11 protein-coding genes are annotated in these 13,611 nt (G+C 34.5%); 1 reads left to right on the top strand and 10 read right to left on the bottom strand.

Going from position 1 to position 13,611, the window contains the following annotated elements; translation table 11 throughout:
- Positions 1 to 217: 217 nt before the first annotated feature.
- Positions 218 to 1,588 (top strand): phosphomannomutase CpsG, encoded by a 1,371-nt coding sequence (locus RMA95_RS07075; protein ID WP_311069995.1) that lies wholly within the window; start codon positions 218 to 220, stop codon positions 1,586 to 1,588.
- A 27-nt stretch (positions 1,589 to 1,615) separates the two neighbouring features.
- Here RMA95_RS07075 and RMA95_RS07070 read toward each other — a convergent pair whose 3' ends face one another.
- The 10 genes from RMA95_RS07070 to RMA95_RS07025 form a co-directional block, all read right to left on the bottom strand.
- The gene (locus RMA95_RS07070) at positions 1,616 to 3,457 is read right to left on the bottom strand and encodes a sulfatase-like hydrolase/transferase (protein WP_311069994.1); all 1,842 of its coding nucleotides are present in this window, start codon (positions 3,455 to 3,457) and stop codon (positions 1,616 to 1,618) included.
- Between the two features lie 137 nt (positions 3,458 to 3,594).
- Positions 3,595 to 4,614 (bottom strand): UDP-glucose 4-epimerase GalE, encoded by a 1,020-nt coding sequence (gene galE / locus RMA95_RS07065; protein WP_311069993.1) that lies wholly within the window; start codon positions 4,612 to 4,614, stop codon positions 3,595 to 3,597.
- Entirely contained in the window at positions 4,607 to 6,277 is a 1,671-nt protein-coding gene (pgi, locus tag RMA95_RS07060; RefSeq protein WP_311069992.1) for a glucose-6-phosphate isomerase, read from the bottom strand. The genes galE and pgi overlap by 8 nt, the downstream gene beginning before the upstream one ends.
- Positions 6,274 to 7,536 (bottom strand): nucleotide sugar dehydrogenase, encoded by a 1,263-nt coding sequence (locus tag RMA95_RS07055; protein ID WP_311069991.1) that lies wholly within the window; start codon positions 7,534 to 7,536, stop codon positions 6,274 to 6,276. Before RMA95_RS07055 ends, pgi begins: the two co-directional genes overlap by 4 nt.
- 115 nt (positions 7,537 to 7,651) lie before the next feature.
- Entirely contained in the window at positions 7,652 to 8,527 is an 876-nt protein-coding gene (gene galU / locus RMA95_RS07050) for a UTP--glucose-1-phosphate uridylyltransferase GalU (protein ID WP_311069990.1), read from the bottom strand.
- Positions 8,528 to 8,552: 25 nt separating this feature from the next.
- The gene (locus RMA95_RS07045; protein ID WP_000826952.1) at positions 8,553 to 9,167 is read right to left on the bottom strand and encodes a sugar transferase; all 615 of its coding nucleotides are present in this window, start codon (positions 9,165 to 9,167) and stop codon (positions 8,553 to 8,555) included.
- A complete protein-coding gene (locus RMA95_RS07040) occupies positions 9,151 to 10,308 on the bottom strand; it encodes a glycosyltransferase family 4 protein (protein WP_311069989.1) in 1,158 nt (385 codons plus the stop codon). The genes RMA95_RS07045 and RMA95_RS07040 overlap by 17 nt, the downstream gene beginning before the upstream one ends.
- Complete coding sequence (locus RMA95_RS07035; protein WP_311069988.1) at positions 10,298 to 11,401, bottom strand: glycosyltransferase; 1,104 nt, start codon at positions 11,399 to 11,401, stop codon at positions 10,298 to 10,300. Before RMA95_RS07035 ends, RMA95_RS07040 begins: the two co-directional genes overlap by 11 nt.
- Positions 11,398 to 12,534 (bottom strand): hypothetical protein, encoded by a 1,137-nt coding sequence (locus RMA95_RS07030; RefSeq protein ID WP_261479813.1) that lies wholly within the window; start codon positions 12,532 to 12,534, stop codon positions 11,398 to 11,400. Before RMA95_RS07030 ends, RMA95_RS07035 begins: the two co-directional genes overlap by 4 nt.
- The gene (locus RMA95_RS07025) at positions 12,531 to 13,610 is read right to left on the bottom strand and encodes a glycosyltransferase family 4 protein (protein ID WP_196256122.1); all 1,080 of its coding nucleotides are present in this window, start codon (positions 13,608 to 13,610) and stop codon (positions 12,531 to 12,533) included. Before RMA95_RS07025 ends, RMA95_RS07030 begins: the two co-directional genes overlap by 4 nt.
- Position 13,611: the final 1 nt, after the last annotated feature.

Below are 13,611 nucleotides of genomic sequence, written 5' to 3'. Positions count from 1 at the left end.
TTATAATTGGTAAGACCAATAGTGCTAAGTAAAATCAAGCAATTTCTAATTTATAAATTTATTTATTAGACTAAAGTCGTAAAAATCTTTCTTATAAATTTAGATATGAACTACCGAAATGAAGTGAAAAATTTGAATATAAAAACTATAAACATACCTGTTTCATGATCTATGTATAATGTGCACACAACTCAAACCACATGTATTGAATTGAATAATGATTACTTTAACGTGTTTTAAAGCTTATGATATCCGAGGCAAACTCGGCACCGAATTGAATGAAGAAATCGCCTATAAAATTGGCCGCGCTTACGGACAAATCTATAAACCAAAGACTGTGGTTGTAGGTTGTGATATTCGTCTAAGCAGTGAGGGTTTAAAACAAGCGACTATCCGCGGGTTAAATGATGCGGGTGTCAATGTTCTTGATTTAGGCATGACAGGTACTGAAGAAGTTTACTTCGCCGCCTTTCATTTAGATGTACAAGGTGGTATCGAAGTTACTGCGAGCCATAATCCAATGGACTATAACGGTATGAAATTGGTTCGAGAAAATGCTCGTCCAATTAGTGCCGATACTGGTTTAAAAGAAATTCAAGCTTTAGCAGAAACCAATAACTTTGAAGAAGTTAGTCAAAAAGGTACAACTCAAAGTTATAACATTTTGCCTGAGTTCGTTGATCACTTAATTACCTATATTGAACCTGCAAAAATCCGTCCACTTAAGTTAGTGGTAAACGCGGGTAATGGTGCAGCTGGTCATGTGATTGATGCTATTGAAGAAAAATTTAAAGCGCTTAACATACCAGTTGAATTTATTAAAATTCACCATGAAGCAGATGGTACGTTCCCAAATGGGATTCCTAACCCAATTTTAATTGAAAACCGTGACAGTACCCGAAATGCTGTTCTTGAGCATAAAGCGGATATGGGAATTGCTTGGGACGGCGACTTTGACCGCTGTTTCTTGTTCGATGAAAAAGGTCAATTCATTGAAGGCTACTATATCGTTGGTCTATTGGCTCAAGCTTTCTTGATTAAACAATCGGGTGAAAAAATTGTGCACGACCCACGTTTAGTGTGGAACACATTTGATATCGTAGATGAATACAAAGGTGTTGCTGTACAGTCAAAATCTGGACATGCATTCATTAAAGACGTTATGCGTGAACACAATGCTGTATATGGTGGTGAAATGAGTGCCCATCACTATTTCCGTGACTTTGCTTACTGCGATAGTGGCATGATTCCTTGGTTACTCACTGTTGCCCTACTCTCTGAAACAGGACAAACACTTTCAACACTCGTTGAAAACATGATTACCAAGTTTCCTTGTAGTGGTGAAATCAACTTTAAAGTAGCCGATACACAAATCACTATTCAAAAGATTTTTGATTTCTATGCTGCTCAAAACCCGGAAATTGACCGTACCGATGGTGTAAGCCTCGACTTTGGTGCATGGCGTTTTAATGTCCGCGCTTCAAACACCGAGCCTTTACTACGTCTCAACATTGAAAGCCGTGCAGATCGTCAAGCTCAGCCAATGCAGCATTATGTAGATGAATTAACTGGATTAATTCAGTCTTAATACCGTTCATATCAAAGAGATGGAACATTATTGTTCCATCTCTTCTTGGTTATTCTGCATAATTTTATAAGTATGATTATGTCCATCTAATACATCCTTATTTAGATTTTCATAACCTTTCAACAATACTTTCTTATCAAAATTACACGTTGGATTTTCATTAATAAATTTTTGGTGAATGGCACTATAACAACTCGAAACATCATCAACAAATTGATAGTAATCTGACAAAGGCAACCCTGCTAACTTTAATAGTTTTGGAGCGACGAAACTTGCAGCAATATAAGGTTGCTTCAAAGGCTTTTTATCTAATTTATAATTGCTCCACACAACAAACGGTGTCTGATAGTTTTTGAGATTAGTCCGGTCAGGATCATCTTTAAAAAATCCATAACTCTCATAAACTTCTTGTAGATTTGGCAAATGATCGCCAAAAGCCACTAAAATTGTTGGTCGATCTACTGTCTTTAAATATTCAGCGAGCTCTTTTAACTTTTGGTTAGCACGCGCAGTTCCAGCAGTATAAGTACTTAATTTTTGCTTTTCAGTTTCAGACAGTTCTTGGTTAAGTTTATAATTTTGTTTACCAAATCGATCATCGTTATACATTGGGTGATTTTCAACAGTAATCGCATAAATAAACTTTGGCTGTTGCTCACTCTCTTCTAAAGTAGACTTAATCGAATCAAAAATAAGATCATCTGTAGCCCACCCTCCCAAATTAAACACTGTAGACCGATCTTTTTGAGCAATCATATTTTCAAGTGATATAAATTTATCGAAACCTAATGCTGGATATACCTTATTACGATTATAGTAATATCCATAGTTATTATGCATTGCAACCGTTTGATAACCGAGTGAATTTAGATAATAAGGTAGAGCATAAATTGGTTTCTTTAGCTTAGAGACATATAACAACTCATTTGGGAAAAAAGTTGTATTTAGACTCGTAAGAACTTCAAACTCGACATTCGCAGTACCTCCCCCAAAAGAAGGAGACAATAAATTAGAGACCTGATTTTGATGAACAAAAGATAGTAAATCTTTGGGTAAACCACTATCTAAATGATGAGAATCCCAAAAAGATTCTTCCATCACGATAACAATGTTCGGATATTCCTTCTCATTATCTTCTAGAGGTTGAACCAAATGATGTTCCTGCAAAATCTGCTGTATGTCTTGCTCAGATACTTTACGGTTAGGTAATAAAACACTGGTTACATTATCCAATACCTTAGATACGTAAAAAGTCACAAAACCATAATCTTGAATTTTCCGATAGTCTCCAATCCAGTCATTTCTCGTATTTGGAAATTCCTGTAAGCTTGCACAAATCATGGGTTTATTTTCTGAAAAACACGCCCCTGTAGGATTTTTAATAAAATTTAAGTAAATTAAACCACTACCAAGTAATCCAAAAATAACAATATTGGGAACATAGATATGAAAAGTGGCTTTGCTTTCTTTACGTATAGCGATCAGCAGCACAATAAGAAAGAAAATTATTAGAGTAAAAAAGATGAGCTGTAAGTGCCAAGGGGTTGCCTTCATCGCCTCAGGAAGTAAAAAAATATCTTCAGGACTTAAATTACTAAATAAATATTGTTGCTTCTTTTTATTAATAAAATTTAAAAATATAACGAATAATTGACTTAAAAAAAGAGCAGTATACTTACGACCAACTACTATAAAAAATAGTTGAATGACTGCATAGTTAAAGAGAATTGAAAAAATAGCTTTTTCTGAAATCAAATAACTATAAAACTTATTCCATGTCAGATTCATATCCCATGCAACGTATACACCTACGCAGGTGGATAAAAAGGCAATAAAGATAAATAACAGCTGTTGACGTAGAAAAACCATGACGACAAAAAGAGGCTAACAGGATTGTGGCGAATACTAGCATGAAAGTAATCACTACAACTGTAGCCTCTTTTTAGAAAAGAGCTTTATCTCAATTCAAGAAAGGTAGGTAATTGATATTTAGAAAAATTAAATAATCAATTTTTATAACCCGTTGGATTATGCTTCTGCCAATTCCAACTATCTTTTAACATATCTTCCAAACCATATTGTGGTTGCCAACTCAACTCAGCAACAGCACGGGCATTATCTGCAAAAGAAGTTGCTACATCACCTGCTCGGCGTGGTGCGAATTCGAAAGCAACAGATACGCCATTGACCTGTTCAAAGGTATTTTTAACCTGTAATACTGATGAGCCATTACCCGTTCCAATATTCCATGCACGGCACCCTGTTGCTTGTAATCGGTTATTGAGAGCGCATAAATGTGCATTAGCTAAGTCAACAACATGGATATAATCACGTACACCAGTACCATCTACTGTATCGTAATCATTACCATAAATACAAAGTTTTTCACGGCGACCAACAGCAACTTGTGTAACGTAAGGCATTAAATTATTTGGAATACCTTGTGGATCTTCACCAATACGTCCACTTTTATGGGCACCTACCGGGTTAAAATAACGAAGTAAAGCAATTGACCATTTAGAATTAGAAACAGACAATTTTTGTAATAATTGCTCAACAATCAATTTGGTATAACCATAATTATTACTTGGCATACCTGTAGGCATTTCTTCATTTAGTGGAGAAGTATTTGCCTCATCATATACTGTCGCAGATGAGCTAAACACAAGTGTATAGACACTAGCTTTCTCCATTGATTTAACAAGCTGAATACTACCGGCAATATTATTATCAAAATAAATAAGCGGTTTTTCCTGGCTTTCACCAACTGCTTTTAGACCTGCGAAATGAATTACTGCATCAATTGTATAATCTTCAAAAACGCGATCTAATTCATTCGCATTCCGAATATCGCCTTCAACAAAAGTTAAACTTCTTTGAGCGATCTCCTGAACTCTGTTTAAAGACTCTTCTGAACTGTTTGAAAGATTGTCAAAAACAATAACTTCATGGCCTGCATTTAAAAGCTCTACACAAGTGTGTGAACCAATATAACCAGCACCGCCAGTAACCAGAATTTTAGCCATCTATTTTTCCTAATAAAATTTTAATCAATCCACGCGTTGAGGCATCGAGTGTTGAAAGATCGTTTTGAACACCATTTAAAATTGGGAGTAATTGGTCAGCAATCTGTTTACCTTTTTCCACTCCCCACTGATCAAACGGGTTAATATTCCAGATTACAGACTGAACAAATACTTTATGCTCATATAAAGCAATCAACATCCCTAAACTATAAGGATTAAGCTCTTTTAAAAGTAACGTTGAACTTGGTTGGTTTCCTTCGTATTGCTTATAAATAGGCAAACTCTCCAGTTCTTTTGTATCTAGAGCTTCGTTACCAAAAGCCAATAAACGTGATTGTGCTAAACAGTTTGAAAGCGCAAGATGATGTTGCTCAACTAATGCTTCAGCATTTTCTACATAAGTAAAATGATCTGCATTGTAACGTTGTATAGGGGCAATAAAATCACAACTTACTGCCTGAGTTCCTTGATGGAGTAACTGATAAAAGGCATGTTGAGCATTTGGTCCAACTTCACCCCATACAATTGGACAAGTATCTAATTCAACTTTTTGTCCACCACGTTGTACCGATTTACCATTAGACTCCATTTCAAGCTGCTGTAAATAGGCAGCGAAATATTTTAACCGGCCATCATAAGGTAATACAGCATGGGTCTGAATATTTAAAAAGTTATTATTCCAGACACCTAATAATGCCATAAGCACAGGTATGTTCTGCTCAAAATTTGTATTTTGGAAATGCTCATCAACGGCATGAGCACCAGCTAAAAGCTGCTGAAAACCCTCCACCCCAACTGACAAGGCAATAGGTAACCCAATACACGACCAAAGAGAATAACGTCCACCAACCCAATCCCAAAGTAATAATTGATTTTCAGGAGCAATCCCCCACTCTGACATTTTGTTAGCTTTTGTAGAAACACCAATAAAATGGCTTTTTACCACCCGTTCGTGTTTCCCTAACGCTTTCTCAAGCCACTGTCGAACAGTTTGTGCATTGGATAAAGTATCAATAGTGCCAAATGACTTCGAAGAAATAATAAATAAAGTTGTTTCTGGACGCAGTTGATGAAGCAATTCCGATAACTGACTACCATCCATTGTTGATACGAAATGAACATTGAGTGGTTTAGCTGTTTTTACTTTAAAATCCGATAATGCATGGGTCACCATTTGAGGCCCTAAATCAGATCCCCCTACCCCAATATTAACGACATCTTGAATGACTTCACCTGTGGCGCCACGGTATTGTCCAGCATGGATTTTTTCAACCAACGCATACATACGCTGCAATTGGCTATGGACCTTTTCAGTTAATTCCGGAAATTTAGAATATTCTAATGGTAAACGTAAAGCCCAATGCATTGCAGCACGCTGTTCGGTACAGTTGACTTTATCTTGAGAAAATAATCGTTCAATCCAGTGAGTCAATTGTTTAGTTTTTGCTAAAGCCACCAATTGCTCTAACACACTTTTAGTCACACGGTGTTTACTATAATCAAAAACCAGTTGATCGAACTTTACAGAATATTGCTGAAATCGATCGGGCTCTGATGCAAATAATTCTTTTATATGTAAATTTGAATTTTTCTCAACCAAAGAATGAAGCTGCGCGATAGGGGAAACTAGCTCTTTGGGAAACTTCTCGATAGATTTACTCATAATCGACCTACTCCTTCATAAGCAAAACCTTTAGATTTCACATATGCTGGATCATAAATATTACGCCCATCCAAAATAAGGGGATGCTGCATCAATTGTTGTAATTGTTTAAAGTCAGGACTCCAATACTGCTTCCATGCCGTGACTAAGCATAAAGCATGTGCTCCTTGTGCTGCTTCATATTGATCAGCGCATAAAATCAGATCTTCTCGGCTACCATATAAAGATGCAATTTCATTAATAGCTTGTGGATCATGTAGCCGAACCTTTACACCTTGCGCCCATAAAGCAGCCAATAAAATATGAATAGGTGAGTTATGTGTACTTGGAGTATTCTCTTTAAATGAAGCTCCCCAAATTGCAACAGTTTTTCCACTCAAGTCACAATGATAATAGTTCCATAATTTACGGAATAAAATTTCTTTTTGTTGTTCGTTAATCGCCCAAACTTGTTCTAAAAGTTGACTTTTTACACCTGTTTCAGAAACTGTACTTGAGAGTGTTAAAATATCATGTGAAAAATTTTCACCACCAAAACCCACCCCTGCAGATAAGTATGCTGCGCCAATACGAGTATCAGCAGCAAGTCCATGTTTTATATTGGCAATATCAATGCCCAACTTTTCAGCAACTAGAGCAAGATCATTCATGTAGCTAATGCGAGTTGCCAACATGCCTGAAATACTGAGTTTGGTAAATTCGGCATCTAAAATCGGCATAAATAAATATTGATAGCTAAAACGGAAGAATGGTCGTAGTAATTCTTGCATCGTGTCTTGAGCATAGCTTGATTCAACACCAACAATGACATGTTTTACATTGAGTACACTATTAATTGCATTACCCTCCTGAATCACGTCAGGAAAATAGACCCATTCATCTTTAGGCAAATGTTGTTTTAATTTAGATGTACCATGTAAACCAAAAGTTGAACCATTAACCATTAACCTTGGATGAACAATTGGACGCTCGCTTAACTTCTCAACCGTTTTTAAGGCAAGGTCTATTTGTGTAGGGCTAAAACAAAATAAATAAACTTCAATATCTAAAGGAATTTGAGAAAAAGGACTTTCGGTTAAAAAACCTGACTTTCTTTGTTTGTTTAAATAATGATTAACTTCTTGATCCTGATATGAAAGTACAGATATATTTTCTTCACAGGTGACACTTGTACACCAATAGATCTGATTACCATATTCAGCTAATAACGCTGCCATTACACCAGCGTGTAAGGTGGTTCCAAATACCGCGATTTTCATTGTACACCTGATTTTAATATTCCATAGAATTCTCTTCCCGTATCAGGAAGAGAATATATTGAAAAGCTCACATATTCATTAATTTTTACAAATGCTTAAGTTGAGCTACAAAATTTTATAATTTAAGTTCTTGAATCAACTGTTTAAAATCATTTCCTAATTTAGGATGTTCAATACCATAGTGTAGAACAGCTTTTAAATAACCAAGCTTACTACCACAGTCAAAGGTTTGTCCCTGCATACGATAGGCTTCAACCATATCAGTTTGTTGCAGCATCGCAATTGCATCTGTTAGTTGAATTTCATTACCCGCACCTTTCGGTGTGTTTTCAAGTAGTTGCATAATTCTTGCAGGTAAAACGTAGCGACCAACAACAGATAAATTAGACGGTGCAGAACCTACAGCAGGTTTTTCAACAATACCCTGCATAGCAATGCTTTCGCCTTCATTTGGACTTTGTGCAACATCAACAATACCATATTGATCTACCAAGTGATCAGGCACCGCTTCTACCATTATCTGTGCCGCGTTACTTTCATCATAACGAGAAATCATACGCGATAAATCATTCTGCCCCGAACTATCTTTCACCAATACATCTGGTAATAGCACAGCAAAATCATCTTGTCCTACTACACTTTTCGCACATAAAACAGCATGCCCTAAGCCTAGAGGTTGAGGTTGTCGTACACTCACAACACTCACATGAGAAGGAACAATTTGCGTAATCTCTGCAAGCAAATCCAATTTCTTCTTTTCATTTAATATTGTTTCTAATTCAAAGTTTCGATCAAAATAATTTTCGATAGAAGACTTTGAAGAATGGGTCACCAAAATAATTTGTTCAATTCCTGCTTCAACCGCTTCACGCACCACATACTCAATAGCAGGACGATCAACAACAGTAACCATTTCTTTCGGAATAGACTTACTTGCGGGTAAAAAACGTGTACCTAAACCGGCCACTGGTAGAACTGCTTTTTTAATCATGCGGCTAACTTTATTTAACTAACAATTAATACTGTACTTCATCTTTTTTTGGAGAACCAGAAAAACGACTTGCCCCCACTAACTGATCTGGTGCGTTAATACCTTCTTTTTTCAACATAACCAGAACTGTTTTTACCATAATCTTAAAATCTAACCAGATATTATGATTCTCAACATATTCAACATCTAATTCGAATTTCTCTTCCCAGCTTAAATTATTCCGTCCACTTACTTGAGCCAAGCCTGTCATCCCAGGTCTAACTTCATGACGACGCATCTGTCTTGGAGTATAATGTTTCATAAAATCAGCAAGTTGAGGTCGTGGTCCAACAATACTCATGTCACCTTTTAAAACATTAATAAGCTGGGGCATTTCATCTAGAGTAGTAGAGCGCAATTTCTGCCCAAATGGCGTGATTCTTTCCTCATCAGGCAAAAGATTTCCATTCTTATCTAAAGCATCTTTCATTGAACGGAACTTAATCATTTTAAAAATTTTGCCGTCTTTGCCTGGTCTTTCTTGAAGAAAGAAAATAGGTGAACCTAAATTTTTTCTCACCTTATAACCCACTATTAAAAAAATAGGAGATAGAAGGAGTAAGGCTATTGTAGCAATGAAAATATCAACCAATCTTTTCATAAGAACTATTTAAACCCATGATTTCGAATAATCTATTATTTACTTTTTCAGCATCAAACTTTTTATGGGCCATTTTCATACTTTCTAGCCCCATAGGATTTATTTGAGTTGGTGTCTCGATAAAAAAGCACATTTTTTCTGCTAGAGCCTCGGCATCCCAACAAGGAACTATAAAGCCATTCACACCATCAACTACCGTTTCTCTACATCCTGGAACATCTGTTGTAATAACAGGACGTCCTATAGCCATAGCTTCTTGTGTACTTCTTGGTACGCCTTCTCTATAAGATGGAAGTACAAATACACTCGAGTTAGCAATCCAGTCTTTTACATTAGAGACATGACCAGGATATTCAAACAAACCCTCTGCGATCAGTTCATCTAGCTGAGACTTCGACAATGCTCCCATATTCTGCGAGTCTAAACCACCCAATATTGTAAATTTTGTGTTAGGAAATTTATGTTTTACGATTTTAATTGCATCAATAAATTCAAATATACCTTTTTCTTTCAACAAACGGCCAATAAATAAAAAATTTACAGGATCTACTGGAGCAGGACTATAACTGTAATCTTTCAAGTTTAAACCAATACCACCCAGAATATGTACCTTTTTGACTGGTAGAGTATATGTATGTATAAGATCTTTTTCATCATCAGGATTTAAAAAAATCATATCATCCAATCTTGGGAAGGCTAAACGATATAATAAAACCTGAATATTACGAATAAGTTTCGTTTTACCGCTTTGACCTTCCGGTTGTGCTGTAAAAGTGTATCCGAGCCCTTCAAGCATACCAACAATATGGGGAACCTTTGCAAAGCTTGCAGCCAATGTCCCATAAATCACAGGTTTGGCAAAATATGAAAAAACGATATCTGGCTTAATTTTTTTTATTTTATGAGTGAGTTGATATGTGGATATAATATCAGCAAAAGGGTTTAACCCTCCCCGACTTAATTGATAAGTAACAGGTTCAGCACCTAAGGCTTTAATTCTTTCTAAACAGTCCTCTGTATATTCAGAAGTGAAAGCATATACTTGATGGCCATTAGCTACGAGAGATCGTATTAAATCAGCGCGAAATCCATAGAAACTTGAGCCAGTGGTACCAATAAGAGCGATTTTTTTATTTTGCATAAATACTTAACCACTGATTTACGATATTATCGAGATTAAATTTTTCATTAATATACTTCATTGCTTGAATATTATTTTGAGTTATCTCCTCTCCACTTAATTGACTTGCAGTTAAAAATGCACTTGCTAGTTTATCTTTTTCTTGAGAACTAACTAATAAACCCGTTCCACCCATCACTTCAGACACACCACCGCAGTCGGTTGCGATTACAAAGTTATTGCAAGCCATTGCTTCAGCAACTACTAGCCCAAAACCTTCATAAGCGGATGATAGAACAAAATAATCTGATGCACACATTAAAGCAGGAATATCATCTCTACGGCCTAGCAAAATAACTTTTTCCTCGAGTCGATATTTAGCAATTAACTCCTCAATAACGGAACGGAGTTCTCCATCACCAGCAATATATAATTTAGCAGCAATACTATCTTTCGTATTAGAAATAGTATATACAAACTCTTCAAAAGCATTAATTAATAAAGGATAGTTTTTAGCTTCATGAAAACGTCCTACCGCTAGAAACATTAATGTATGGTCTTCTATTTTTAATAATTTTCTAGTTCGAATACGAACCTGTTCTGAGTAATTAAATTTTTTAAGATCAATACCATTGTAAACAGTAAAAATAGCGCCTTTAGGAACAGCTCTAAAACTTTCAAAGCTTTCACATGCCTGTCGACTTACATTTGTAGTCATATCTGCTAAACCATGTGTTAACCTATATGCAAGCATTCTTAAGCGCCCACCCTCATTATTACTATGAGCAGTGCAAATTAAACGAGGAAAAGATATATATTTACGAGCTAATCTCGCAAATATATTTGCATGTACCATATGTGCATGCACAACGTCAGGTTTAAAATTTTCAATAATAGTTTTAAAATTTTTAAAAGCACTACCAAACTGTGTTATTTTATTTAATTCCAAACAAATTAATTCAATGTTAGCAGACTGCGGCTTAACAATAGCTTCACCTTTTAAATAAGCTATTTTTACATGATGCCCTCGCGAATGCATTTGATCAGCAAGGTCAGCTACTACTTTTTCAGCCCCCCCCCCGCCAAGACCTGTAATTAAATATAAGATTTTCATTTTAAAAAATTTCTCTTATTTAAAATTGAAAAACAAAGTAGTGCAAAACATGCAAAAAACAATACAGAAGGATTAGACAGCTTTATCAATGACAAACAAATCAACAACTTCTCTTTAATTGTTGTGTTTGACCTAAATAATAAATAAACAAATAAAATAAGAATAAAAGAGCCGATTAAAACTCCAAATACTGTTATAGTATTTAAATAAAAAGTTAAATCCAATAATGCGTCGTAAAATTGAGGTGAATTTTTTGATGGAAAAAGAAATCCATATCCACCAACAATCATATTAAAGTCTGAAAAAAAATATTGTATAGCTTGTAACTTTACATTATTACTTCCATCATCTCCATCATTAAAACGCTGAATTCTTTCATTAATCATTTCAAAACTAAATAAATAAAAAACAAAAATTGCAATTCCACCAAAAATATAGTTTTTAATATTTTTTGAATAAATAATAAGAAGATATAAAGCTGATAAAATTAAACCCAGAAATGACATGGAAAGTGTCAAAGACAGAATACCTAATACTCTGGAAAATTTAGCATTTTTATCAACAAAATACTGTAAAGTTAATAACCCAAATTGAACTCCAACAAAAACTGCTGGTTCAGATGTTATACCAGTTGGTCTATACATCCAATCTCCAACATACCATGTTCGAGATTCCTCTCCGCCTAATAAAATACCAAAATCTAATAAACTACGATCTACACCTAAAAAATAAAAAGCAGAAAATTGTGTAATCACTATAAATGATAAAAAACAAATATAAAATGCGATAGATTTTCTTAAAGTATCTATATTTGCCTTAATAATATAATCATACATTAATAAAGCAACGGCTATAAGGAAAATTACTTTTTGATATACAAGTATTAGAATTGTTTGCTGAATATATAAATATTGAAAAAAACAAAGAAGTTCTAAGAGAACTATAGATAAAATTAAAATTTTAATAATATCTAATCTTATATAAGGATAAATATAAAATCGACACAAGGTTAAAATTGATAATCCAATAAACTGCGTTCCATAAAAGGCAAGAGGAGCTTGTACATCTAACGTAAAGCAAAAAAATAAAGCACATAAGAAAAATATGCTAGGCTCTCGTTTTAACTGGATCATTGGCTTACTAACTCAATCCATAAATTAATGATATTTTGAATTTCAAAACGATTCGAAGTACTTTTCGAACTTTCTACAAAATTCAAAAAAGTATTTTCGTCCATTTTAGCCATTTTTAAAATTTTTTGGCTAAAATCATGTAAATTATCAGCTTGTGCTAAAAAGCCATCTTTCCCATCTTCTATCACTTCTGCTGGACCAGTATCACAATCAAAAGAAACTATAGGCAAGTTATAACTTCTAGCTTCTAACAAAACCATAGGGAGCCCTTCAAATCTTGAGCTCATACAAAAAAAAGAAGCTTTATTATAAAACTGACTCATATTTTTTTGCTGTCCTACAAAATCAATAGAACATTCAACATTGTAATTTTTAGCCATTTGTTTTAGATCATCTTCATCTTCTCCAGTTCCAACAATCACAATTTTCCAACCAACTAAAGCTTTTTCAATTTCAGCCCAAGCAGGAATAAGGAGATCAAATCCTTTTTGATATGTTAAACGCCCTACACATAAAATAGTTTTACTATCTAAACTGGGCTGATTATCTTGCAGTTGATAAGGGCTAGGATTGGCAATCGCAATAACTTTTTTTTCTTTTTCTAACTTGAAATTTTTAATCCAGAAATCTTTATCCCTATTAGTTAGGGTAACAATTTTGTCACACCATTTTGCAGCCATCCAGCGCCCTAAAGTTCTAAATGAAGAACCTAAATTAACTTTTAAATTAAAATGTTCCCAACAAATGTGTTTAATATTTAATCCAACACAAGCAGGCACACTAAAAACACAACTTATACTATCCACGACGATTAATGTATCTATTTTATTATCATTTATATATTTTCTAATTTTATAGACTGTTTTAAAAAAATTTGTCTTCATTGAAACTTTTTCTGGAAAAAGTCTATTATTAATGATTGCTTTATTTTGTTCAAAAAAAGGATTATCACCGCCTGATAAAGACAATATATGTACTTTATATTTTTCAATAAGATTATTGGCAATTAATGTGGTCACTCTTTCTGTTCCACCAGAATGATTTATATCACCTATTAAAAAGCAAATCTTTTTCATA

This window comes from Acinetobacter sp. V110_1 (assembly GCF_031798975.1).
Classification (GTDB): domain Bacteria; phylum Pseudomonadota; class Gammaproteobacteria; order Pseudomonadales; family Moraxellaceae; genus Acinetobacter; species Acinetobacter nosocomialis_A.
Note: the sequence above shows the minus strand (reverse complement) of the source record. Positions and strands in the feature narration are given on the sequence as shown.